Below are 25392 nucleotides of genomic sequence, written 5' to 3'. Positions count from 1 at the left end.
AATCCCCATGTTGCATATCTTCTGTCCTCACTGCGGCGAACTGCGCTCCGAAGAGGAATTCCACGCATCCGGCCAGGCGCACATCCCGCGCCCTCTGGATCCGACCAACTGCACCGACGAGGAGTGGGGCGACTACATGTTCTTCCGCGATAACCCTCGCGGTCTGCACCACGAACTGTGGGATCACGTCGCCGGTTGCCGTCAGTACTTCAACGCCACCCGTGACACCGTGACGTACGAGATTCTCGAAACCTACAAGATCGGCACCAAGCCACAATTCACCGACAAGACCGATAGCCCGAAAGCGGCCGCCACGGCTCTGGGAGAGAAGGTATGAGCCAGATCAATCGCCTGTCCAACGGCGGACGGATCGACCGCAACAAAGTGCTGAGCTTCACCTTCAACGGCCAGAGCTACAAAGGCTTTGAAGGTGATTCCCTGGCCGCAGCCTTGTTGGCCAACGGTGTCGACATCATCGGTCGCAGCTTCAAATACTCCCGTCCGCGCGGCATCTTTGCCGCCGGTGCCGAAGAGCCGAACGCCGTGCTGCAGATCGGCGCGACCGAAGCCACGCAGATCCCGAACGTGCGCGCCACGCAGCAAGCGCTGTATCAAGGTCTGGTCGCCACCAGCACCAACGGCTGGCCGAGCGTGAACAACGACATGATGGGGATTCTCGGCAAGGTCGGCGGCAAGCTGATGCCGCCGGGCTTCTACTACAAAACCTTCATGTACCCGCAATCGTTCTGGATGACTTACGAGAAGTACATTCGTAAGGCCGCCGGTCTTGGCCGCTCGCCGACCGAGAACGATCCGGACACCTACGACTACATGAACCAGCACTGCGACGTGCTGATCGTCGGCGGTGGCCCCGCTGGCCTGGCCGCTGCACTGGCAGCCGCGCGCAGCGGTGCCCGCGTGATCCTCGCCGATGAACAGGAAGAGTTCGGCGGCAGCCTGCTCGACTCCCGCGAAAGCCTCGACGGCAAACCGGCGACCGAATGGGTTGCCAGCGTCATCGCCGAGCTCAAGGACACCCCGGACGTGCTGCTGTTGCCGCGCGCTACGGTCAACGGTTACCACGACCATAACTTCCTGACCATCCACGAGCGCCTGACCGATCACCTCGGCGACCGCGCCCCGATTGGCCAGGTCCGTCAGCGCATTCACCGTGTTCGCGCCAAACGTGTAGTGCTGGCGACCGGCGCTCACGAGCGTCCATTGGTTTACGGCAACAACGACGTGCCGGGCAACATGCTCGCCGGCGCTGTGTCGACTTACGTGCGTCGTTACGGCGTGGCACCGGGCAAAAAACTGGTGCTGTCGACCAACAACGATCACGCCTATCGCGTTGCTCTGGATTGGCTCGACGCCAGCCTGCAAGTCGTGGCCATCGCCGATGCCCGCAGCAATCCGCGTGGTGCGCTGGTTGAAGAAGCGCGCGCCAAAGGCATTCGCATCCTGACCGGCAGCGCCGTGATCGAGGCGCGTGGCAGCAAGCACGTGACCGCCGCTCGCGTTGCCGCGATCGATGTCAAAGCCCACACCGTGAGCAGCCGCGGTGAGTGGCTTGAATGCGACATCGTCGCCAGTTCCGGCGGTTACAGCCCAGTGGTTCACCTGGCCTCGCACTTGGGCGGCAAGCCGATCTGGCGCGAAGACATCCTCGGTTTCGTACCGGGCGAAGCACCGCAGAAACGCGTGTGCGTCGGCGGCATCAACGGTGTCTACGGTCTTGGCGATTCCCTGGCCGATGGTTTTGAAGGTGGCGCTCGCGCCGCCAGCGAAGCCGGTTTCAGCGTGGTTGAAGGCACCTTGCCGAAAGCCCTGAGCCGTCTGGAAGAACCTACGTTGGCGCTGTTCCAGGTGCCGCACGAAAAGAACACCGCACGGGCACCGAAGCAATTCGTCGACCTGCAAAACGACGTCACCGCCGCCGCCATCGAACTGGCGACCCGCGAAGGCTTCGAGTCGGTCGAGCACGTCAAACGCTACACCGCACTGGGCTTCGGCACTGACCAGGGCAAGCTCGGCAACGTCAACGGCCTGGCTATCGCCGCCCGTTCGCTGAACGTGACCATCCCGCAGATGGGCACCACCATGTTCCGTCCGAACTACACGCCGGTGACATTCGGTGCCGTGGCCGGCCGTCACTGCGGGCACATCTTCGAACCTGTCCGTTACACCGCGCTGCATCACTGGCACGTAAAGAATGGCGCCGAGTTCGAAGACGTCGGTCAGTGGAAGCGTCCATGGTACTTCCCGAAAAACGGGGAAGACATTCACACCGCCGTGAAACGCGAATGCAAAGCCGTGCGCGACAGCGTCGGCCTGCTGGACGCCTCGACCCTCGGCAAGATCGACATTCAAGGCCCGGATGCGCGTGAGTTCCTCAACCGCATCTACACCAACGCCTGGACCAAGCTCGACGTGGGCAAGGCGCGTTATGGCCTGATGTGCAAAGAAGACGGCATGGTGTTCGACGACGGCGTAACCGCTTGTCTTGCCGACAACCACTTCGTCATGACCACCACCACTGGCGGCGCGGCACGCGTGCTGCAATGGCTGGAAATCTACTCCCAGACCGAATGGCCAGAGCTGAAGGTGTACTTCACTTCCGTGACGGATCACTGGGCAACCATGACCCTGTCCGGGCCGAACAGCCGCAAGCTGCTCAGCGAAGTCACTGACATCGACCTGAGCAACGAAGCCTTCCCGTTCATGACCTGGAAAGAAGGCCTGGTCGGCGGTGTGCCGGCGCGGGTGTTCCGGATTTCGTTTACCGGTGAACTGTCGTACGAAGTCAACGTGCAGGCCGACTACGCCATGGGCGTTCTGGAAAAAATCGTCGAGGCCGGCAAGCAATACAACCTGACCCCGTACGGCACCGAAACCATGCACGTGCTGCGGGCCGAGAAGGGCTTCATCATCGTCGGTCAGGACACCGACAGCTCGATGACCCCGGACGACCTGAACATGGGCTGGTGTGTCGGTCGCACCAAACCATTCTCGTGGATTGGCTGGCGCGGCATGAACCGTGAAGACTGCGTGCGTGATCAACGTAAACAGTTGGTCGGCCTGAAGCCGATCGATCCGACCAAATGGCTGCCGGAAGGGGCGCAACTGGTGTTCAACACCAAGCAGGCGATCCCGATGACCATGGTCGGTCACGTGACCTCCAGCTACTTGCACAACTCCCTCGGCTATTCGTTTGCCATGGGTGTGGTGAAGGGTGGCTTGAAGCGGATCGGTGAGCGCGTGTTCGCACCGCTGGCCGATGGCAGCGTGATTGAAGCGGAAATCGTTTCTTCGGTGTTCTTCGATCCGAAAGGCGATCGCCAGAACGTGTAATACCACAGTTCCTGCAGGAGCGAGGCTTGCCCGCGATGAACGATAACGCGGTGGCTCAGGCAGACCGCGCGGCTCCCTTCGCGGGCAAGCCTCGCTCCTACAGGACATACGAACTCAGGACAGGTGCTTTATGACCGCAGCCAATGTTTACCAACAACGCCCAACCACTGGGGCCAAGGCCGAGTCGCCGCTGCATCACGCCGACCTTGCCAGCCTGGTGGGCAAGGGTCGCAAAAGCGCCGGTGTCACCGTGCGTGACAAGAAACTCCTCGGCCACCTGACCATTCGTGGCGACGGCCATGACCCAGCGTTCGCCGCTGGCGTGCACAAGGCCCTGGGCCTGCAATTGCCAGTAGCGCTGACTGTTGTCGCTAAGGGCAAAACCAGCCTGCAATGGCTTGGCCCGGACGAATGGTTGCTGATCGTGCCGACCGGTGAAGAATTTGCCGCCGAGCAGAAACTGCGTGAAGCGCTGGGTGCTCTGCACATCTCCATCGTCAACGTCAGCGGCGGCCAACAGCTGCTCGAACTGAGCGGCCCGAAAGTCCGTGAAGTGCTGATGAAATCCACCAGCTACGACGTGCACCCCAACAACTTCCCGGTCGGCAAAGCCGTTGGCACGGTGTTCGCCAAATCGCAACTGGTAATCCGCCATTCCGCCGAAGACACCTGGGAACTGGTGATCCGCCGCAGCTTCTCCGATTACTGGTGGCTGTGGCTGCAGGATGCTGCAGCTGAGTGCGGCCTTAGCGTTCAGGCTTAAGAGCGAATCGCGAGCAAGCTCGCTCCTACAGGGACGACGCAAGCCATGTAGGAGCGAGCTTGCTCGCGATCAACCGCGCAGCGGTTGCATATAACAAACAGGAGTCACCGCACTATGAGCCGCGCCCCCGATACATGGATTTTGACCGCCGACTGCCCAAGCGTATTGGGCACGGTGGATGCGGTGACCCGTTTTCTGTTCGAACAGGGTTGCTACGTCACCGAGCACCATTCCTTCGATGATCGGCTCTCGGGTCGTTTCTTCATTCGCGTGGAGTTCCGCCAGCCTGACAGCTTCGACGAGCAGTCATTCAGGGCAGGTCTCGCCGAACGCGGTGCAGCCTTCGGCATGATCTTCGAACTGACTCCGCCGCACCACCGGCCCAAAGTTGTGATCATGGTCTCCAAGGCCGATCACTGCCTCAACGACTTGCTCTATCGCCAGCGCATCGGCCAATTGTCCATGGACGTGGTCGCGGTGGTCTCCAACCACCCGGACCTCAAGCCGCTGGCCGATTGGCACCAGATTCCCTATTACCACTTCCCGCTGGACCCGAACGACAAACCGTCGCAAGAGCGTCAGGTGTGGCAGGTCATCGAAGAGTCCGGCGCCGAACTGGTGGTCCTTGCCCGCTACATGCAAGTGCTGTCGCCGGAGCTGTGCCGCAAGCTCGATGGCAAGGCGATCAATATCCATCACTCTCTGCTGCCCGGATTCAAAGGCGCCAAGCCCTATCATCAGGCCTACAACAAGGGCGTGAAATTGGTGGGTGCCACCGCGCATTACATCAACAACGACCTGGACGAAGGCCCGATCATCGCCCAGGGCGTGGAAGTGGTGGATCACAGTCATTACCCCGAAGACTTGATCGCCAAGGGCCGAGATATCGAAGGGCTGACCCTGGCCCGGGCGGTGGGATATCACATTGAGCGGAGGGTGTTTCTTGATACCAACCGAACAGTGATTTTGTGACCAAGGTAAAAACTCAAACAAAATCTTGGCTTGTCTTGTAACAGAAGCGTCTGGATGAGGGATCTGTGAAGATCAAGTCCACAACTATCGCTTAGTTGAAGAAGGCAGTCGACTCATGCAAGGCCTAGCAGTTTCTGCGGAAATGCAGCAGTCCAGCTGTCGTTTGATTGCTAGGCTACTGTCGTTATTGGTTTTGAACTTATGGAGGCTCGGGCAGGTTTGCCAAACAACGAATTTCCATTTGAGTTGACGAACGTATCAATAGCGCGCCAGGACGCACAAGGATAAACCTCTTGCCGCAAAACGGTGCGGGGTATCCGAGATTTTAGCTATGTACAGTAAGTGCTGCGGCAATCATCTAGCATTTAAAATAAGCTCGGAATACTAATTTATAATCAGAAAATTGGCTTTCCTCGCCGGCTCTTTCTCTACTTAAGCGCCGTTTCACGACTTTTTGTTCATAACGTTGAATATCAGATGTTGTTTCGAAGGTGAGTACGTGCAGCAAAAAAAAATAAGTCCCTATCGTAATATACGGGTAAGGAACTTAGGTGGGCGTGGGTTGCTAATTGAGTGTGCGCGTGAGCAGGCAGATCATGTCACGCAGCATATTTTCTGGCAGCTCGATGGCATCACCATGGGTTGGCCTGGCTTCATGGAAACCGTACCTGGTGCTAACGCCTTGCTTATCGTTTTCGATACAGTTGGTCATCGCCTGCAAGGTCATGATCGGCTGCTGGCCATATGGGACGTTTGTCTGAAGCATGCACAAGAGCGTCAAGTCGCAGAAATCATCATCGACGTTCGCTATGGCGGAAGAGCGGGGTCTGACTTGGAATGGATTGCTTCCGAAGCAGCTCTGAGTATTCAAGAGTGGGTCGCTCAGCATGTTGCAGGAAGCTACACGGTAGCTTCTTTGGGAGTGCATCCTGGCGTTGTGTATCTAGATGGACTGGCAGATGATTTGCTCAGATATTCGGCCCCCGTGTCGACAGTCTCTCGCATTGCGCCCGGAGCAATAGCGGTCAATGGCTTGCAGACAAGCATCGCAACTGCGACGTTACCTCTCGGATGGGCATTGATTGGCCTGGCCGGCATGCCTCGTTTTGCTTTTTCAGACCAACCGGAGCTGTTGCAGCCAGGCGATAAGGTCAGGTTTTCGTTGCTCGATTTAGCCACTTGATCTAGAGGTGGTTCTCAATCAGTCCCGCCAGATTACAGGTGGCACAAGGCTCAATATCAACTGATAGTTCCTGTCCTGTTACTCGTATCGGTTTGCTATCCGGTGGAATTACTTCAGCTTCAAGAAAAAGCGCCCTGCGGGGGTACGTGCTTTGTAGAGATGCCTGTTGGAATGTCGTTGTCAGAGTTGCCGAAAATGTCGAATAAAGCGTTACGTATTTTGATCGCCGACGAGCAACATTTCCATCGAATGAAAATCGAGCGGATGTTGAATCAGTTGGGGTATTTCCGCATCGCTCCGGTGCATTCCGTTGAAGAGCTGTTAACCTTGGTGGAGTACGGCAACGAACCGTTCGATCTGGTGATGATCAGTACCTCACTGACTGTCGGAGTCGACCTCGATTTGCTGGCGTTCTGTGTGGACAATCTGCAGATTCGGCATGGGTTTATCTACGATGACCCGCAGGCGCGGCTAGCGCCAAATCAAAGGCGGAAGGTGCAGGTAAGCCAGTCGCGAATGCCGGATCTTGAGTTGGTCAGGCATTTGATGGAAAGGGTCGATCCGCACACCCACGATGTCAAATTACCTGCATTGCCAGGGTTGCATGATATTTATCGCCGCAAAGCGGGCTAAAGGCTCGGGGTAGTGCGCCTGCTCAAACCTCCTTTCTCGAGTAGTTCCCCTCACATGAACCTTTAGGTTTTAAGGTTACCGTTCGTCTGAGCTGGCATTTCTAACAGGTAGCTGAGCCCACCGAAGTGTGCAAGCGTATTTATGCAAGCACAGTGGCGATGCACTGCCCAAGACTTCAATGAAATCTGGACAAAATTCCAGGACTTCACGGGGCGGTACCACAATTAGCGAAGAGAAGTCTCTCAGATGAGTCTGCAAAACCAGAGACGAATCAGTCTGGAGACTTCTCGATCTACGAGATCAGCGGTTAGGCTGGTTTGAAACAGTACGCGGCCAGCTTGTTACCATCCAGGTCTCGAGCATAGGCGGCATACGCATTCGGTGCCCAGTCGCGAGTACCTGGAGCACCTGCATCGGTACCACCGGCTGCCACGGCAGCTGCATGGAAAGCGTCAATTGCGGCGCGATTCGGTGCTTCGAAGCTTACGGTAACGCCGTTCCCGACGCTCGCAGGGGCACCATTGGCTGGCTTCAAAACGAAGAAGGACGGTGCGTCAACACCCCAGATCGAGCCGTTTTCGGCCAGATCGGCGATGCGCTTGTGGCCCAGCTTGCCCAGTACGTTGTCGTAGAAATTACGGGCTTTGTTTAAATCGTTGGTGCCGACTGTAACGTGGGTGTAAATGCTCATATGTTACTTCTCCGAGATAAAACAAGGGTGGTGGTGTTGCAGTTATGTCAGGAGGGTTACCCCCTGACATCCGTCGCTGCACGTGTAGACTCAGCGATCAAAAATGGATAACGGTGCGGATGCTCTTACCTTCGTGCATCAGGTCAAAGGCTTTGTTGATATCCTTGAGCTCCATGGTGTGGGTGATGAATGTATCTAGCGGTATTTCGCCCTTTTGCGCTTTCTCGACATAGCTGGGTAATTCGCTGCGACCTTTTACACCTCCAAAGGCCGAACCCCTCCAGACTCGACCGGTTACCAGTTGAAAAGGTCGGGTGCTAATTTCCTGGCCTGCACCAGCGACACCGATAATGACCGACTCCCCCCAACCCTTGTGACAGCATTCAAGGGCCGCACGCATTAGGTTGACGTTTCCAATACACTCGAAGGAGTAGTCCACGCCACCCTCTGTCATCTCGACTATTACGTCCTGAATGGGCTTGTCGAAATTCTGGGGATTGATGAAGTCGGTCGCTCCTAGCTGTTTGGCTATCTCGAACTTGGCAGGATTGATATCGACAGCGATGATCCGACCAGCCTTGGCCATTGTTGCGCCGATAATTGCTGCCAGACCGATGCCGCCCAAACCGAAAATCGCTACCGTCGCACCGGCCTCAACCTTGGCGGTATTCATCACCGCACCAATGCCGGTGGTAACGCCGCAACCGAGCAAACAAACCTTCTCTAGCGGCGCGTCCTCGGGGATTTTGGCCAGGGAGATTGCCGGCAATACGGTGTATTCAGAAAATGTCGAACAGCCCATGTAGTGGTGAATCGGCTGGCCTTGGTATGAGAACCGACTGGTACCGTCAGGCATCAGGCCTTTGCCTTGAGTGGCGCGGATTTTCTGACAAAGATTAGTCTTGCCAGACAGACAGAATTTGCACTCACCGCACTCTGGGGTGTAGAGGGGAATTACGTGATCGCCCACCGCCACTGAGGTCACGCCTTCGCCGATAGCCTCAACTATGCCGCCGCCTTCGTGACCCAGAATGGTTGGAAACAGGCCTTCCGGGTCCGCACCGGAAAGGGTAAAGGCGTCGGTGTGGCAGACACCGGTGGCGATGATGCGCACCAATACCTCACCGGCCTGTGGCGGTGCCACATCCACTTCCACGATTTGCAGGGGCTGGTTGGCCGCGAAGGCGACGGCAGCTCGCGATTTGATCATTATTTTTATTCCTCAGTGCAACGAAGGCTGTGGGCTGTGTTGATCGTAATAAGGTGCATCACTGCCGAAAATCCACTGTTACTGGAGTGGTCGGGCGTGTGCAACAAAGCAAAATATTGCCGTTTTCAGGGGCGTCTAGCGGCGTCTCGAAATACTCGACGGAGCCTTCACGAAGGGTTACCTGACAGGTATTGCACAGGCCGGCCCGGCAATTGAATGGCGGCGTCAGGCCGGCCTGCTCAGCAAGTTCAAGAAGTGATTGGCAGTTCTGATTCCAGACCACACGGGTGCCGGACGGAAGAAACTCGACGGTCAGTGCACCTTCGGTTGTCCCGGTCGGCGCTTCGGGTTCAGGTGACGCGGGTATTGAGGACGTCGCCGGCATGACTTCGTCTTCTTCGAGGATGGTCGCTGGACCAAAGAACTCATAGTTAATGCGTTTTCCATTTATTCCAAGGCTGCGCAACAGGCGCCAGTTCGCCTGCATAAATGGTCGTGGACCGCACATGTAGATATCGTAGTCGTCAAGTGGAAGCAGTCCTTGCAGGGTTTCCCGGCTTATCAAGCCCTCGCTGTGAAAGGTATTGTCGACATAGTCTTTGGCATCCGGGTTGCGGTAACAGAAGTGCACGCTGATCCCCGGGCGGCGTCTGGCCAGTGTCAACACTTCGTCACGAAAAGCATGTACGGCACCACTTTCGCAGGCATGGATGAAGTACACCGAACGCGACGGACTATTACTCAATTGATGAAGCATGCTCAGCATCGGCGTGAGTCCCACGCCACCACTGAACAACACCACGGGCCTGGAGCTCTCTTCGTCCAACACGAAGGTGCCCGTGGGGCCAGCGATCTCGAGTGAATCGCCGATTTGCACATGGTCGTGCAGATGATTGGAACCTTGACCAGGCCGCAGTTCTGGCCGGTCAAAAGGTGCTGGTTCGCGCTTGACCGAAATGCGTACGCGCGAGGGGTCATTGGCGTCCCCGGAAAGACTGTAGTTACGCAGCACCTTGACACCGCCGTCTAGGGCGAGGCGAACGATGAGGTACTGCCCCGGGCGAAAGCCCGGGTTGGAAAGGCCATCGACTGCGGTCAGGACGAAAGAGGTGATGACTGCGCTTTCTTGCTTCTTCTCAATCACCCGAAAAGTTTTAAAACCTTGAGGAGGGTGCTGTATTTGAGATTGAGTGCCCATCTCATGCCTCCGTCTTTTGTTCCGCGGTGTGTTGTTGGGTCAGCGGAATCAAGCTGCCAGGCTGTTCCTGAGCAATTAACTTATCCAGGTTGCGACGGAAACGTAGCGGTCCCGAATCGGACGCAAGATCGATATTGGGGCTACGCTTATTTGCCATACCTTTATGTACGGCACTGAGAACTACCCGATCTTCGGCGAAGGCATGGCGTACGTCTTCGTCAAACTGGCGTGAAACATCTGCGTTATCCGTATCGAAATTGCGCACTTGGAACCAGTAGTAACGCGTATTCGATTCGTCGATGGGTGTCATGAAGTTGTAGGAGTTCATGAGGAACACATGTTCGTGCAGTTCACCTTCGTCGGAACCTGTCCCTGCTGGGGTGAACAAAGCCTTGATAATGGCCTGTGCGGGGTAGTGCACTTCATAGTGCTGCTTGCGGTCGCAATTGCCTTTGAATTTGACGAACTTGGCATAAAAGGGTGCCACTTCGACATCGCGCATCCAGCGAGAAACAATCACGCCGACATCGGTTACCGTGGTTTGCAGCGGTTCTTCTGCACAGGCAGAGTTACCAAAAGAGGATTGATGCACCCACGCCACATGAGCCGGATCGAGTAGGTTGTCGGTCATGTACAGATAGTTGCAAGGAATGACCATGCTATCGCCACGATTGAGTCCCCATGCCGGGTCACCCCATTCAGGCACATGGCAAATTTTCGTTTCGTCTGCCAGTTCGAGATCCCCCATCCAGATCCAGATCAAACCGTAGCGTACTGCGAGAGGGTAACTGCGAACCTTGGCTCCTTGTGGGATGCGTCGGCTACCAGGAGCGTGGACACAGCTGCCAGAGCAGTCGAAGGTCAGGCCATGATATCCACACTCAATGTCATCCCCCTTGCGGCGGCCCATCGACAATGGGAGCTTGCGGTGTGGACAGGCATCTTCGAGGGCTACCGGTGTGCCGTCGCTCTTGCGGTAAAGCACCACAGACTCATTGAGAAGGGTGACGGGATACAAATCTTCGCCTAGCTCAGCTTCACCGGCAGCTACATACCATGCGTTTCGTAAAAACATGGGCTCTCTCCCTATTATTTTATTGTTCGCTCTTTGCAGACGAACGATGGTTAACGAGGAGTTCAGATTACGAGGATCTGATTAGGTGAGAACAGATGTTTAAAACTGTTTGTTAGTTTAGATTTTCTGATGTTATTTAGGCTGTATGAGCGTGAGAAGGCTCCGTTTTGAATTGGGCTCCTGGAACGCATTCAAGACCGCGCAGGGCAGTCTTGAATGTGGGGAAATTATTGGTGGTTTTCAGCGGGCGTGATGGATGAATTGGTTACTGAGGAGCGAATGGTTGAATCTGTGGCAACGCTGTCAACGCCCGCTCCCAGATTTGTCGGGTGCGCTGCCACACCACCTCCTGCCAGTCGCTATCGGCGGGATAGAACTGTTCGAGTAATTCAAGTTTTATTTGCCGTGCTACTTGATCGGTAAAGTCTCCGTACAGGTGCAGCCACTGGTCATTACGTAAAAAAGTATGAATCTGTTCTCCTGGGTACGTACCACATTCAATCACGAACGGCATCAAGTGTACGTGCGGTAGAGCATCGATGATGGCCTGAGAGGTATAGCCCGTCGCTGTCGCTGCCACCCCGGTATCACTTTGGACGCCAGCTCCGGTGATCAGGGTGTAAAGCCACGGGCCATACACCGCCTGGGCATCGTGCAGCTCTGGGTAGGCGGACTTGGCAATGGTCATCAGCATCGGGTGGCCATAGTCTCCAGCACCGGTGTGCAGGTCAAAGCACATAGCTACTTGGGCCTGAGTCAGATGTTCTTGGAGAATGGTGTGCAGGGTTTTATTCGACCAACTTGGTGACTGCCCGCCATAGAAAAGACCGTCAGAATGGGTGTACTGGCCGGCTTCGACAATTGACATCACCGTTGACCAACCTTGCGCGCGAGTTCGCTCGTCGAGCAGGGCATCGGCCTGGTCTCGCTTTGGTCCCAACAGCTGTGTGCAGGTATAGATCTCGTGTAACGCCTCATACTGTTGGTTGTCCGGCAGCGCTTTAGTGAAGTCCAGATAGTTTCGGTTGAGGTCGATGTTGTCTTCGTTGACGCGGCGCATCCAGGCCGTGCCCCAAGGGTTGATCAGATGGATCATCAACAACGCGACATCACTCGGTAGGGCTCTATCGGTGAATGTTTGCAGCCATTTTATCTGGCACTTAGAGCCGTAGAACCCTTCAACTCCATGGGTGCCGCTGAGTGATACCAATACTTTTTTGGCGTGTGGATCGCCGAGCCAGGCAACATCGGTACTTAGATTCTCACCAAAGGGGCCGCTCAATGGGTGGAGATATTCTGTCAGTCGGGCACCTGCCGCCGCAGCCGCTCCCAGAAACTGCTCGCGTTGGCTGGTGTAGCTGGGGCGGGTTGGAAAACCTGTGTTCATGCTTACCTCAAATCGATCAACTGGCACCGGGCGTTCAGGAGTCGCCCGGCGCCATGGTTGGAAACGTGCGTTGAGTTACTTCAGGCGGCCAGAGAGGAACTGCGTCAAGCGTTCGCTTCGCGGATTGACCAACACTTCGCTGGGGTGTCCTTCTTCCTCCACGCGACCTTGATGCAGGAACATGACGTGATTGGAGACGTTTCGGGCAAAGCCCATTTCGTGAGTGACCACCACCATGGTTCGGCCTTCCTCGGCCAAGGCTTGCATCACCTTCAACACTTCGCCCACCAACTCAGGGTCTAGCGCTGATGTCGGTTCGTCGAACAGCATTACTTCTGGCTCCATCGCCAGTGCCCGAGCAATCGCTACTCGCTGCTGCTGACCGCCCGAGAGGTGAGAGGGGTATTTGCTTTCGACGCTGATATCCAGGCCCACTTTTCTCAGATACTGGCGCGCCCGCTGCTCGGCTTCTTTGCGCTTGATACCCAGTACATGTATGGGAGCTTCGATGATGTTTTCCAGCACGGTCATGTGCTGCCACAAGTTGAAGTGCTGGAACACCATGGCCAATTTGGTGCGTATTTTTTGCAGTTGGTGCTGATCGGCCACTCGCAAGGCGCCGTTGATATCTTTTTTTGTACGGATTTCCTCGCTGTTTACCGAAATGCGCCCGGCACAGGGCTGCTCAAGGAAGTTGATGCAGCGCAGAAAGGTACTTTTACCCGACCCACTCGAACCGATGATGCTGATCACATCACCGGCTTTGGCTTTGAGTGATACACCTTTAAGAACTTCATGGGAGCCGTAATTCTTGTGCAGCTCATCTACGCTTAGTTTGTACATAATCGGTGCTCTCTAATTACGCCGAGTCAGTGAGTCTGAGGTTTCAAAAAGGCTAACCAGCGCATTTCGCAGAGACGAAACAGCCAGACCAGGGCAAATACCATCAGGGCATACAGCACCGCCGCTATACCGAATGCCTCGAACGAGGAGTAAGTCGCGGAATTCACATCGCGGGCGACCTTGAGTAAATCAGGCACCGTGGCGGTGAAGGCGAGGGTGGTGGAATGCAACATCAAGATCACCTCATTGCTGTAGTACGGCAGTGCGCGACGCAGCGCTGAGGGCAAAATAATGCGTCGGTACAAGGTGAAGCTCGACATGCCATAGGCGCGTCCGGCTTCAATTTCACCGTAAGCCGTCGCACGAATTGCTCCGGCGAAGACCTCTGTGGTGTAAGCGCAAGTGTTGAGCGCAAATGCCAACAAAGTGCAGTTGATCCCCTCGCGGAAGAAGGAATTCAGCTCCGGTTGATTGCGGACCATTTCGAGGCTGTAGACCCCGGTATAGAGAAGCAGTAACTGGATATACAGCGGGGTACCCCGAAACACATAGGTGTAGAACCAGACGGGCCCTCGGATGAAGGGATTTCTTGAGACTCGCGCTACTGCCAATGGCACCGCCAACACGCCGCCGATGGCGATGGAGGCGACCAGCAGCCACAAGGTCATGGCAACGCCAGACAGTTGGTAGCCATCGAACCAGAGGTAGGATTGCCAATATTCCTGCAAGATTCCGATCATAGTTGGGCTCCTCTTACACCCGCGGAGTAGCGGCGCTCCAGCCATGTCAGAACGCCGTTGGACAGGGTGGTAATCGATAGGTAAATCAAGGCGCCGACCAAGCTGAAAAAGAACAATTGCATCGAGTGTTTGCCTGCATCCTGAGTCACCTTGACGATATCGATAAGGCCAATGATCGAGACTAATGCGGTGGCTTTAATCAACACCTGCCAGTTATTACCAATACCAGGAAGTGCAAAACGCATCATTTGTGGGAACAGGATCCGCACAAACACTTGCCGGGGATTCATGCCATAGGCGATTGCCGCCTCTAGCTGCCCGGCAGGCACAGATTGAAACGCACCTCGAAATGTCTCGGTGAAATAGGCGCCGTAAATGAATCCCAGGGTGAACACCCCAGCTACAAACGGGTTGAGATCTATCTGCGTGAGGTGCAGCCATTCGGTAATAACATTTAGCAAAATTTGTAAGCTGTAGAACAACAGCAACATGATCACTAGGTCAGGGACGCTGCGGATGAGAGTGGTGTAGCCTGTTGCGAGAATTCGCAGAAGCCGTTGGCTGGAAAGCTTTGCTGATGCTCCGATCAAGCCGAGTGAAACTGCCAGCAACATCGAGAGTAACGCCAGCTTGATGGTCGCAAAGGTACCTACGAGAATTAGCGCACCATAGCCCTGTAAAAACATGTTCCGTCTCTCCTTCGGCAATGGCGGTCCGTAGACCGTCCATTCAGGGGCTTGAGAATCAGGGGATAGCCGTGGGGCCCGACCTAGGCTTTCGATCATTGGTACTCAGGTGATCGGAACCGGTCAGGCAAACGGGTTTCAGTTATAAATATCGAAGGTGAAGTACTTCTTCTGAATCGCGTCGTAAGTACCGTTTTCGTGCATTTCTGCGAGCGCGCCGTTGATCGCGTTAATCAGATCTTGGTCTTCCTTGCGCAGGCCAATCGCGATTCCGCTACCCAGTAGCTTTTCGTCTTGAACGGTATCGCCAGCGAAGGCAAAGCCAGTGTTTCTAGGCGTCTGCAAGAAGCCGATATCCGCGACTACCGCATCTGTCAGGGTGGCATCGATACGACCACTGACCAGGTCTGGGTACAACAGATCTTGGTTCGTGTAAGACACCATGGTGACCCCGTGCGGTGCCCATGCGGCTCTGACGTAAGTTTCCTGGGTGCTGCCTTGGGCCACGCCAATACGCTTGCCTTTGAGCGATTCTACGGTGGGTAGTAGACCGCTATCAGATTTGGCGATCAGACGATTGGGTGAGTTGTAAAGCTTGTCAGAGAACGCGACATTTTCTTTACGCTTTTCGTTGACGGTCATAGCCGAAAGGATGCCATCGAATTTTTTCGCCTTAAGTGCGGGGATGATGCTGTCAAAAGCGATTTCGACCCAGACACACTTAACCTTGAGCTGAGCGCAAATAGCGTTACCGAGATCAATATCGAAACCGACCAGTTGGCCATCGGGTTCTTTTGATTCGAAAGGTGCAAACGTCGGGTCTACACCGAATCGAATGACACTAAGGTCTTTTGCTAGGACGCCGGTGGAAGCGAGTGCGAAAAAAGTAGCAAGGACAAATTTTTTCATTTTTGTTTTCCTTTGTCTGTCATAGGGTTGCGCATGACACGTTGCTTAATGCAGTGTCTTGGCGCTCGTCTGACTGTGTTTCTGCTCACTGCCTTCAGAGCAAGCAGTGGCATCAGAATACGAGAGTCTGAATATTCGAAAAGATGTTAAAAACTGTTACTTTGTGTAGCTGAGCTAAAGTATCAAGCGGAAAGTACTTTTCTGGAGATGTTCATGAACAGCTTGCCTTCTCTGCGTGCTTTGCAGGTTTTTGAAGCCGTCGGGCGCTTTGGTGGAATTGTTGAAGCTGCAAGGCGCCTGGGCATTTCGGCAGGTGCTGTCAGTCAGCAAATGAGGTTGTTGGAAGACAGCTTGGGTTTGAGTTTGACTTTCAAAGTGGGCAAGCGCATTCGCTTGACTGCCGCAGGGCAGCGCTATCACGACAGCTGCGTGGCAGCGTTCGAAATCCTGCGCATTGCCCAAGTGGACGTCGAGAGGTCGAAGAGCGCCAGCAATTTACGCATCAGTGCGTTGCCGTCCTTATTTTCAGATTGGTTAGCACCGCTTATTTACACGTGGCAGAGCGACCACCCAGAACTCAACCTTTTCCTCGACGGTAGTCATGCTGAGCCAGCGCCAGACGGCTACGAAATCGATTTTCGGGTCACTTATGGGGACTACGAGTCTACCGAACACGCTATTGAACTGTTCCGCGATTGCGTCGTTCCGGTCTGTAGTCCAAGTATGCTGCGAGATAATGCACCGTTACGGACTCCGGCAGACTTGCTGGCGTATCCACTTTTGTCCATTGACTGGTTGCCGAAATTCGCTTCCCCGCCATCGTGGCGTGATTGGTTCAGTGCACAAGAAGTTGACAGTTCACTCATGCGCGATGGTTATCGGGTCTATTCATTGTCATCGATGGCGGTCCAGGCTGCGATATCGGGACAGGGGGTAGTGTTGGCGCAATGTTCGATGATTACCGATGCGTTAGCGGACGGGCGTCTGATAATGCCATTCGCCCAAGCATTGCAATTACCTTCATCCTATTTTTTAGTGGGGGCCAAAGATGCTTTCGATAAGGCTCACTGTCGCGACTTCCATCGATGGCTGGTGGCTCGTGGGCGGGACCAGATGGTAATAAACGAGCAGTTATTGGCCGACCATGAACTCAAGAAAAGTAGCTGATGCACAGGGCCCAATATCCTGTGTGCTCTTAGCGCCACGTTTAACCGAAGGCCTTCGTATAAACTAGGCGCTCCGCTCGCTGGAGCCTTTAATATCAGGAAACATTGTGTCCACGACTGTCGATGGCAAGCCCCCCCTTGAGTCCTTAACGATCGAGAGCCCCTCGCCGCTGTATGCGAGGGTCAAGCAAGCCATCGTGCAAAAGATCCGCTCAGGGGCATGGTTGCCCAACTCAAAACTACCATCGGAAAGCGAGTTGCTTAGCCTATTGGGGGTCAGCCGAATGACCATCAACCGGGCTTTGCGGGAGCTGACTATAGAAGGGTTACTGGTTCGTATGCAGGGCGTCGGTACATTTGTCGCCGAGCCAAAAGGTCATGCTGCGTTGTTTGAAATTCACAATATCGCCGAAGAAATTTCTGCGCGCGGGCACACCCATCGCTGTGAAGTCATCACGCTTGAAGAGGTGCCCGCTAAGTCCGCGCTGGCACTTCCGTTCGCCCTGGACGGTGTGCCGCGACTGTTTCATTCACTGGTAGTGCATTACGAGAATGAAGTGCCGGTCCAGATCGAGGAGCGTTTCGTCAATGCGCAGGTGGCGCCTGAGTACCTCAAGCAAGACTTCACTAAAGTCACGCCTTATGCCTATCTCATCCAGTTGGCACCATTGACCGAAGGTGAGCATGTCGTCGAAGCGATCCACGCTAAGTCGGTGGAATGCCGATTGCTGCAGATCAAGCGCAACGAACCGTGCCTGTTGATCCGTCGGCGAACTTGGTCAGCGAAAGGACAGGTCGGCAGCGCACGATTGGTTTACCCCGGTTCACGCTATCGACTTGAAGGGAAATTTGGTAACTGATCCTTCCGCGGGATGACTGCTACCGAGGTGTCGTTATCACACCTCCGGCAGTATCACTGGTGTTACTTTTGGTGCGGAGATGTTACTTCTGATCATTGGGTTGCGCAAAGTTGCGGCAGAATTTTACTGATTTTTTCGTTGTTTCGATTCTTCTGATTTTTTCTTATTTTTTTTAACTGATTGAATTATCTGAAATTTATTGAAAATTTTAGATGGAATCCGTTTGTCTTCAGAAAGAGGTGGCCCTTCACTTGCATTCACTTGTATGTACAGGCTGGTATAAGTTGCAATGTACCTTGCTGGCCCCATAACGCTGATACGCTAGATGAAGGATTCCACCATGACTGATAAACCCAATAGATACCGTGACGTTGAAACCCGCGCTGCCCGCGGTAACAAGCTGACCGCCAAGAGCTGGCTGACTGAAGCGCCGCTGCGCATGTTGATGAACAACCTCGACCCGGAAGTCGCCGAGAACCCTAAAGAACTGGTGGTTTACGGTGGTATCGGTCGTGCGGCACGTAACTGGGAATGCTACGACAAGATCGTCGAAAGCCTGACCAACCTGAATGACGACGAGACCCTGCTGGTGCAATCCGGCAAGCCGGTCGGCGTGTTCAAGACCCACAGCAACGCCCCCCGCGTACTGATCGCCAACTCCAACCTGGTGCCACACTGGGCGAGCTGGGAACACTTCAACGAACTGGACGCCAAAGGCCTGGCCATGTACGGCCAGATGACCGCCGGCAGCTGGATCTACATCGGTAGCCAGGGCATCGTTCAGGGCACCTACGAAACCTTCGTCGAAGCCGGTCGCCAACACTACAATGATGACCTGACAGGTCGTTGGGTCCTGACCGCGGGCCTCGGCGGCATGGGCGGCGCTCAGCCTCTGGCCGCGACCCTGGCCGGCGCTTGCTCGCTGAACGTCGAATGCCAGCAGGTCAGCATCGATTTCCGCCTGAACAGCCGTTATGTCGATGAGCAAGCCACCGACCTCGACGACGCGCTGGCCCGCATCGCCAAATACACCAAGGAAGGCAAAGCGATTTCCATCGCCCTGCTGGGTAACGCGGCTGAAATCCTGCCAGAACTGGTCAAGCGTGGCGTACGCCCGGATATGGTCACCGACCAGACCAGCGCCCACGACCCGCTCAACGGTTACCTGCCAGCCGGCTGGACTTGGGAAGAGTACCGCGCTCGCGCCAAGACCGAGCCAGCTGCCGTGGTCAAAGCCGCCAAGCAATCGATGGCCGTGCACGTTAAAGCGATGCTCGAATTCCAGAAAATGGGCATTCCGACCTTCGACTACGGCAACAACATCCGTCAGATGGCCCAGGAAGAAGGCGTCGAGAACGCATTCGACTTCCCAGGCTTCGTACCGGCTTACATCCGTCCGCTGTTCTGCCGCGGTATCGGTCCGTTCCGTTGGGCGGCACTGTCGGGCGATCCGCAAGACATCTACAAAACCGACGCCAAAGTAAAAGAGCTGATCCCGGACGACGCCCACCTGCACAACTGGCTGGACATGGCGCGCGAGCGCATCAGCTTCCAGGGTCTGCCGGCACGTATCTGCTGGGTTGGCCTGGGCCTGCGCGCCAAGCTGGGCCTGGCGTTCAACGAAATGGTGCGCAGCGGCGAGCTGTCGGCACCGATCGTGATCGGTCGTGACCACCTGGACTCCGGTTCCGTGGCCAGCCCGAACCGCGAAACCGAATCGATGCAGGACGGTTCCGACGCCGTGTCCGACTGGCCACTGCTCAACGCCCTGCTCAACACCGCGAGCGGCGCGACCTGGGTTTCCCTGCACCACGGCGGCGGCGTCGGCATGGGCTTCTCCCAGCATTCGGGCATGGTGATTGTCTGCGACGGGACTGACGAAGCGGCCGAGCGTATCGCTCGCGTGCTGCACAACGACCCGGCGACTGGCGTTATGCGTCACGCCGATGCGGGTTACCAGATCGCGATCGACTGCGCCAAGGAGCAGGGCCTGAACCTGCCGATGATTACCAAGGCCTGAGTGACCACTCTCTGCGGAGCATTGACGATGAAAGACAGTCCATTCACTCAACAACTCCAGGGCGTGCGCGTCCTGGATATCAGCCGGGTCCTTGCCGGTCCCCATTGCACTGCGATGCTCGCGGATCTGGGCGCTGACGTCATCAAATTCGAAGTGCCGATGCACGGTGACGACAGCCGACATCTGGGGCCTTTTCGTGATGGCGAAAGTGTCTATTTCGGTCTGATCAATCGCGGCAAGCGCAGCGTCGAAATCGACTTCAAGTCGACGTCCGACAGGGCGAGGTTTTATCAACTGGTCGCTGACGCTGACGTCGTGGTGGAAAACTTCCGCCCGGGTGTCACTCAGCGATTGGGTATCGATTTCGAAACCCTCAAGCAACATAACCCGCGCCTGATCTACGCGAGCATTTCCGGCTTCGGTCAGGAGGGGCCGTTATCGCGGCGGCCGGCCTACGACATTGTTGCGCAGGCAATGTCCGGCCTCATGAGCGTCACCGGTTTTGCCGAGACCGGGCCGACCCGCAGCGGCGAAGCCATGGGCGATTTGTGTGCCGGGGTCTATGCCGCATGGGCCATCAGCTCGGCATTGTTCGCTCGTGAACGGCATGCACCAGGTGCGCAATACATCGACGTCGCCATGTTCGATGTGTTGTTCAGCCTACAAATGACCGGCTTGTCCAACCTCTATGCCAACGGTGTGGCACCCGGGCTGGTCGGCAACCGTCATCCGGTGTCGACGCCGTTCGATACCTACCGTGCAGCGGACGGTCTGGTAGTTATCGCGGTGGCGAGCAACAAGTTGTTCCAGCGTTTGTGCGAGTGCATGGGCAAAGTCGAACTGGCCAGTGATCCACGCTTTATCGACGACGATCAGCGCACCCGTAACGAGCCTGCCTTGCGCAGCGAAATCGAAGGCTGGACGTTCAACGGCAAGGTCGAGGCGCTTTGTGATGCCTTGCTCGACGCCGGCGTTCCAGCATCGCCGGTGTGGAATCTGGCCGAGGCGGCAAGTAGCGAGCAGGCACGCGTGCGGCAACTGCAGATTTACCCCGAAGGCTCTGCGCTACCGCTGGTTCCACAGCCGGTATTTTTCAATGGACAGAAACCCCACGCCACCACGCTTGCGCCTCGGCTGGGTGCAGATAACCAGGCATTTGGACTGAATAAACAGGAAAACTCACATGAACTTTGAACTGGATCAGGTTGAGCTGGCGGTTATTGAATCTGCTGAACAAGTCGCTCGGGAAGTCATTCAGCCGCGAGCTCAGCACTACGATGAGACCGAAACATTCTGCGCCGACAGCCTAAAAGCCCTAGCCGAACTCGGCTGCATGGGGATCAACCTCCCGGAGCAGTATGGTGGACTGGGTATTGGCAGCCTCGCAATGAGTCGGGTGATCGAAGCGGTCGCTGGTGCGTGTGCTTCGACGGCCTCTGCATTGACCGCCCACTTTCTGGCGACTGACTCGATACTCATTGGTGGTACCGAAGCCCAGAAGCAAGAATGGTTGCCGCGCGCAGCCACCGGTGAATTGCTCGGCGCTTTCGCCTTGACCGAGCCTGCCGCAGGCTCGAATCCGGCGGACATGCGTTGCCGGGCACAACGCGAGGAGGGGGGCTGGCGTCTGCGGGGCAGCAAGCACTACATCACCAACGCCCGTGAAGCGGGTTTTATTGTGCTCTATGCAAAAACCGATGCCGAGGCCGGACACAAGGGCATCAGTGCCTTCATGATTCCTCAGGGGACGGCCGGGATCAGCTTTTCCAGCCCGGAAAAAACAATGGGGCTGCGCGGCAGTACCATCTATGAACTGGCGCTGGATTGCTGGCTGCCAAAGTCGGCCTTGCTCGGCGTTGAAGGGCAGGGATTCAATACAGCCATGGCGGTACTTGATCGAGGTCGGGTCGAGGTAGCGGCCATGTCGTTGGGTATCGCCAATGCCGCGATGCAATGCAGTCTGAACTGGGTGCGTGAGCGGCAGATCGGTACCAAACCGCTGGCCGCGTACCAGGGCACCCAATGGCGTTTGGCCGACATGTACGCGCAGCTGGAAAGCGCACGCATGCTCACCTGGAAGGCGGCTGCCAGGCGTGACAGCGGGGAGCGCTTCAGTCTGGACTCAGCGACCGCGAAGCTGGTCGCCGCCGAGTGTGCCGGTTTCATCACCGATGCAGCACTGCAGTTGCACGGAGGCTATGGCTACATCCGTGACCTGCCACTGGAGCGTTACGTGCGTGACGCGCGGATTTTGCGGATTTTCGAGGGGACCTCAGAGGTCCAGAAAATCATCATTTCCAGAAGCCTGCTCGATGCTTACAAGTAAGTTTCAGGGCTGTCGTCAGCGAGACTGAGATTCGTCGGCGTCAGCTTTTCAGCTGGTACGGACGCACTACCAAGCGCTCGAGGATCAAAAAGTCTTTCCCCTATAACAACAAAAAGGGCGTCGACCTGAGCGACGTCCTGAGGAACTACTCATGTCCACGCGTAACGATAACCCGCAACGCACCTCGTTGGTCGAGCGACGTTCGATTGACTATATCCCCGAGTCCGAACGGCATGGTCGGCTGTTCAGCCAGTTCACACTGTGGTTCGGTGCAAACCTCCAGGTGACTGCGATTGTCACCGGTGCCCTGGCGGTGGTCCTGGGTGGCGATGTGTTCTGGTCATTGATCGGTCTGCTGATCGGGCAGTTGCTCGGTGGTACGGTGATGGCGTTGCATGCCGCTCAAGGGCCGCGCCTCGGTTTGCCGCAGATGATTTCCAGTCGGGTGCAGTTCGGGGTCTTTGGCGCAGTCATTCCAATCGTGCTGGTGTGCCTGATGTACATTGGTTTTTCCGCCAGTGGTTCAGTGCTCGCAGGTCAGGCTATCGGTCAGTTGCTCCATGTGACGGACTCGTCCGGCATCATGATCTTCGCTGCGATGATTGTTTTGCTGACGATTCTCGGTTACCGAACGATCCACTTGATCGGTCGGTTGTCGAGCATCATTGGCATCATCGCCTTTTTCTACCTGTTCTATACGCTGCTCTCGCAGCACGATCTGAGCGTGTTGCTCGATAATCGGCATTTTACCCTCAGCAGTTTCCTGTTGGCGATCTCGCTCTCGGCGTCCTGGCAGATCGCTTTTGGCCCCTACGTAGCGGACTACTCGCGCTATCTGCCAGGCCGCACCTCGCCTTTGAAAACCTTTCTCGCGGTGGGACTCGGCTCTGTCATCGGTTCGCAAATATCTATGGTTTTCGGGGTGTTTGTTGCAGCTTTGGCGGGCGATCAGTTCGCCGGTCACGAGGTGGCGTACATCGTCGGTCTGGGATCGACTGGTGCACTGGCGGCTCTGCTGTATTTCAGCGTGGTGTTTGGCAAGGTGACCATCACAACATTGAATGCCTACGGCAGTTTCATGTCGCTGGCCACCATCATCAGCGGATTTCGCGGTCGTCAGGAAATATCCAGGAATTTGCGTCTGATCTACATCCTCATCATGGTCGGCTTGGCGACCTTGCTGGCATTGCTTGGCCAACACTCGTTTCTGCATGACTTCTCGTCGTTCATCCTGTTCTTGCTAGCCTTTTTTACCCCCTGGAGCGCAATCAATTTGGTCGACTTTTACCTGGTGACCAAGGAGCGCTACGACATACCCGCGCTCTCTGATCCTGATGGCCGGTACGGACGCTGGAATGTGCCGGGCATTGCGGTCTATGCCATGGGCGTGGTGATTCAGATGCCGTTCATTGCGACCAGCTTCTACACCGGACCCTTGGTCGAGCCGTTGGGCGGGACGGATATCTCATGGATCATCGGTCTGACATTGCCGGGCCTGATCTATTACCTAGTGGCTCGTAAGTCACTGCATCGTGTACCGGAGCGCCTGATTCTTCCTCAAGACGGCCGCGCTACGGGGTTGGACGCTACTTAAAGCCACTGGCCAAGGCGTTTTTTATACGTCCATGCGGCCTGGTCCGCATGGGCATTGCGAGAGATTTCTCGCGATTAGACCTGTACTCAAAGGGGGAGTAAAAATGAAGGTATTGGTAGCGGTAAAAAGGGTGGTCGATTACAACGTCAAGGTTCGCGTCAAGGCGGACAATTCCGGCGTCGACCTCGCCAACGTCAAGATGTCGATGAACCCGTTCTGCGAAATCGCAGTGGAAGAAGCCGTACGCCTGAAAGAGAAAGGTGTTGCGACTGAAATCGTCGTCGTCTCCATCGGCCCGTCCACCGCTCAAGAGCAACTGCGCACCGCGCTGGCTCTGGGTGCCGACCGCGCCATCCTCGTCGAATCCGCTGAAGACCTGACTTCGCTGGCCGTTGCCAAGCTGCTCAAGGCTGTTGTCGACAAGGAACAGCCTCAGCTGGTGATCCTTGGCAAACAAGCCATCGACAGTGACAACAACCAGACTGGCCAGATGCTCGCTGCTTTGAGTGGCTACGGTCAGGGTACGTTCGCGTCCAAAGTCGAAATCAGCGGCGACACGGTTGCCGTGACTCGCGAAGTCGACGGCGGCGCGCAGACAGTTTCCCTGAAACTGCCAGCCATCGTCACCACCGACCTGCGTTTGAACGAGCCGCGTTATGCGTCTCTGCCAAACATCATGAAAGCCAAGAAGAAGCCTCTCGAAGTGCTGACTCCGGACGCTTTGGGCGTTTCCACTGCCTCCACCAACAAGACCGTGAAAGTCGAAGCGCCAGCTGCACGCAGCGCGGGTATCAAGGTCAAGTCGGTGGCTGAACTGGTCGAGAAACTGAAAAACGAAGCGAAGGTAATCTAAATGACTATCTTGGTTATTGCTGAACACGACAACAAAGTAGTGGCCCCGGCCACACTGAACACTGTGGCTGCCGCCGTCAAAATCGGTGGTGACATCCACGTTCTGGTAGCAGGCCAGGGCGTTGACGCCGTGGCTGAAGCTGCTGCGAAAATCGCTGGCGTGGCTAAAGTGCTGGTGGCCGACAACGCCGCCTACGCTCACCAGCTGCCGGAAAACGTCGCACCGCTGGTTGCAGAGTTGGGCAAGGGCTACAGCCACATCCTGGCTGCCGCTACGTCCAACGGCAAAAACATCCTGCCGCGCGTTGCCGCTCAGCTGGACGTTGACCAGATCTCCGAGATCATCTCGGTTGAAAGCGCTGACACTTTCAAGCGCCCGATCTACGCCGGTAATGCCATCGCTACCGTTCAATCGAACGCTGCAGTGAAAGTGATCACTGTGCGTGCGACCGGTTTGGACCCGGTGGCTGCTGAAGGTGGTTCGGCTGCCGTTGAAACCGTTGCTGCTGCTCACGATGCTGCGATCTCCAGCTTCGTTGGCGAAGAACTGGCCAAGTCCGATCGTCCGGAACTGACCGCTGCCAAGATCGTCGTTTCCGGCGGCCGCGGCATGCAGAACGGCGACAACTTCAAACACCTGTACGCCCTGGCCGACAAGCTGGGCGCTGCCGTTGGTGCTTCCCGCGCCGCGGTCGACGCAGGTTTCGTACCCAACGATATGCAGGTCGGTCAGACCGGCAAGATCGTTGCTCCACAGCTGTACATCGCGGTCGGTATCTCCGGCGCGATCCAGCACCTGGCCGGCATGAAAGACTCCAAAGTGATCGTTGCGATCAACAAGGACGAAGAAGCGCCGATCTTCCAGGTGGCCGATTACGGCCTGGTGGCGGACCTGTTCGAAGCCATACCTGAGCTGGAGAGGGCGATTTAAGC

23 protein-coding genes are annotated in these 25392 nt (G+C 56.1%); 14 read left to right on the top strand and 9 right to left on the bottom strand.

Translation table 11 applies throughout. From position 1 onward, the window contains the following. Positions 1-7 precede the first annotated feature (7 nt). The 6 genes from ACXPVS_RS08085 (at position 8) to ACXPVS_RS08060 (ending at position 6902) form a co-directional block, all read left to right on the top strand. Complete coding sequence (locus ACXPVS_RS08085) at positions 8-337, top strand: sarcosine oxidase subunit delta (protein WP_008147095.1); 330 nt, start codon at positions 8-10, stop codon at positions 335-337. Continuing rightward, complete coding sequence (locus tag ACXPVS_RS08080; RefSeq protein ID WP_458509459.1) at positions 334-3351, top strand: sarcosine oxidase subunit alpha; 3018 nt, start codon at positions 334-336, stop codon at positions 3349-3351. Before ACXPVS_RS08085 ends, ACXPVS_RS08080 begins: the two co-directional genes overlap by 4 nt. Before the next feature lie 130 nt (positions 3352-3481). Further along, positions 3482-4114 carry a sarcosine oxidase subunit gamma gene (locus tag ACXPVS_RS08075; protein WP_458509458.1) on the top strand — a complete coding sequence of 211 codons (633 nt, stop codon included), beginning with the start codon at positions 3482-3484 and terminating at the stop codon, positions 4112-4114. A gap of 114 nt (positions 4115-4228) precedes the next feature. Then, entirely contained in the window at positions 4229-5086 is an 858-nt protein-coding gene (purU, locus tag ACXPVS_RS08070; protein ID WP_458509457.1) for a formyltetrahydrofolate deformylase, read from the top strand. A 499-nt stretch (positions 5087-5585) separates the two neighbouring features. Beyond that, on the top strand, positions 5586-6269 hold the full coding sequence (locus tag ACXPVS_RS08065; RefSeq protein ID WP_458509456.1) for a carboxyltransferase domain-containing protein: 684 nt from the start codon (positions 5586-5588) through the stop codon (positions 6267-6269). 195 nt (positions 6270-6464) lie between these two features. Then, complete coding sequence (locus tag ACXPVS_RS08060) at positions 6465-6902, top strand: response regulator (protein WP_458509455.1); 438 nt, start codon at positions 6465-6467, stop codon at positions 6900-6902. Positions 6903-7209: 307 nt separating this feature from the next. On the opposite strand, the gene ACXPVS_RS08055 is transcribed toward ACXPVS_RS08060, so the two are convergent. The 9 genes from ACXPVS_RS08055 to ACXPVS_RS08015 form a co-directional block, all read right to left on the bottom strand. Next, on the bottom strand, positions 7210-7593 hold the full coding sequence (locus ACXPVS_RS08055; RefSeq protein WP_348128889.1) for a VOC family protein: 384 nt from the start codon (positions 7591-7593) through the stop codon (positions 7210-7212). 97 nt (positions 7594-7690) lie between these two features. Further along, complete coding sequence (locus ACXPVS_RS08050) at positions 7691-8803, bottom strand: S-(hydroxymethyl)glutathione dehydrogenase/class III alcohol dehydrogenase (protein ID WP_348128891.1); 1113 nt, start codon at positions 8801-8803, stop codon at positions 7691-7693. A 58-nt stretch (positions 8804-8861) separates the two neighbouring features. Next, entirely contained in the window at positions 8862-10001 is a 1140-nt protein-coding gene (locus tag ACXPVS_RS08045) for an FAD-binding oxidoreductase (RefSeq protein WP_458509454.1), read from the bottom strand. Between the two features lies 1 nt (position 10002). Beyond that, the gene (locus ACXPVS_RS08040) at positions 10003-11076 is read right to left on the bottom strand and encodes an aromatic ring-hydroxylating dioxygenase subunit alpha (protein WP_458509453.1); all 1074 of its coding nucleotides are present in this window, start codon (positions 11074-11076) and stop codon (positions 10003-10005) included. 265 nt (positions 11077-11341) lie between these two features. Next, the gene (locus ACXPVS_RS08035; protein ID WP_458509452.1) at positions 11342-12463 is read right to left on the bottom strand and encodes a DUF2817 domain-containing protein; all 1122 of its coding nucleotides are present in this window, start codon (positions 12461-12463) and stop codon (positions 11342-11344) included. Positions 12464-12538: 75 nt separating this feature from the next. Next, positions 12539-13306 (bottom strand): ABC transporter ATP-binding protein, encoded by a 768-nt coding sequence (locus tag ACXPVS_RS08030; RefSeq protein WP_458509451.1) that lies wholly within the window; start codon positions 13304-13306, stop codon positions 12539-12541. A 26-nt stretch (positions 13307-13332) separates the two neighbouring features. Beyond that, entirely contained in the window at positions 13333-14046 is a 714-nt protein-coding gene (locus ACXPVS_RS08025) for an ABC transporter permease (protein ID WP_348128904.1), read from the bottom strand. Next, the gene (locus ACXPVS_RS08020; protein WP_348128907.1) at positions 14043-14732 is read right to left on the bottom strand and encodes an ABC transporter permease; all 690 of its coding nucleotides are present in this window, start codon (positions 14730-14732) and stop codon (positions 14043-14045) included. Before ACXPVS_RS08020 ends, ACXPVS_RS08025 begins: the two co-directional genes overlap by 4 nt. Positions 14733-14870: 138 nt before the next feature. Beyond that, positions 14871-15641, bottom strand: coding sequence for an ABC transporter substrate-binding protein (locus ACXPVS_RS08015; RefSeq protein WP_348128910.1), 771 nt, complete (start codon positions 15639-15641; stop codon positions 14871-14873). A gap of 213 nt (positions 15642-15854) precedes the next feature. On the opposite strand from ACXPVS_RS08015, the gene ACXPVS_RS08010 reads away from it, so the two are divergent. The 8 genes from ACXPVS_RS08010 to ACXPVS_RS07975 all read left to right on the top strand — a co-directional run bounded on the left by ACXPVS_RS08010 (position 15855) and on the right by ACXPVS_RS07975 (position 25390). Next, on the top strand, positions 15855-16808 hold the full coding sequence (locus tag ACXPVS_RS08010; RefSeq protein WP_458509450.1) for a LysR substrate-binding domain-containing protein: 954 nt from the start codon (positions 15855-15857) through the stop codon (positions 16806-16808). 106 nt (positions 16809-16914) lie between these two features. Further along, positions 16915-17667 (top strand): histidine utilization repressor, encoded by a 753-nt coding sequence (gene hutC, locus ACXPVS_RS08005; protein WP_458509449.1) that lies wholly within the window; start codon positions 16915-16917, stop codon positions 17665-17667. A 340-nt stretch (positions 17668-18007) separates the two neighbouring features. Further along, positions 18008-19687, top strand: a complete 1680-nt coding sequence (gene hutU / locus ACXPVS_RS08000) for a urocanate hydratase (protein WP_458509448.1) — start codon at positions 18008-18010, stop codon at positions 19685-19687. A 27-nt stretch (positions 19688-19714) separates the two neighbouring features. Further along, positions 19715-20881, top strand: coding sequence for a CaiB/BaiF CoA transferase family protein (locus tag ACXPVS_RS07995; protein ID WP_458509447.1), 1167 nt, complete (start codon positions 19715-19717; stop codon positions 20879-20881). Further along, a complete protein-coding gene (locus ACXPVS_RS07990) occupies positions 20871-22013 on the top strand; it encodes an acyl-CoA dehydrogenase family protein (RefSeq protein WP_458509446.1) in 1143 nt (380 codons plus the stop codon). The genes ACXPVS_RS07995 and ACXPVS_RS07990 overlap by 11 nt, the downstream gene beginning before the upstream one ends. Positions 22014-22164: 151 nt before the next feature. Beyond that, positions 22165-23607 carry a purine-cytosine permease family protein gene (locus ACXPVS_RS07985; RefSeq protein WP_458509445.1) on the top strand — a complete coding sequence of 481 codons (1443 nt, stop codon included), beginning with the start codon at positions 22165-22167 and terminating at the stop codon, positions 23605-23607. A 103-nt stretch (positions 23608-23710) separates the two neighbouring features. After that, positions 23711-24460, top strand: a complete 750-nt coding sequence (locus ACXPVS_RS07980) for an electron transfer flavoprotein subunit beta/FixA family protein (RefSeq protein WP_056745417.1) — start codon at positions 23711-23713, stop codon at positions 24458-24460. Continuing rightward, complete coding sequence (locus ACXPVS_RS07975) at positions 24461-25390, top strand: electron transfer flavoprotein subunit alpha/FixB family protein (RefSeq protein WP_458509444.1); 930 nt, start codon at positions 24461-24463, stop codon at positions 25388-25390. Positions 25391-25392 lie beyond the last annotated feature (2 nt).

This window comes from Pseudomonas sp. Ma2-10 (assembly GCF_054330215.1).
The sequence above is the reverse complement of the archived record's forward strand: the minus strand, read 5'-3'. Positions and strand labels throughout refer to the sequence as shown.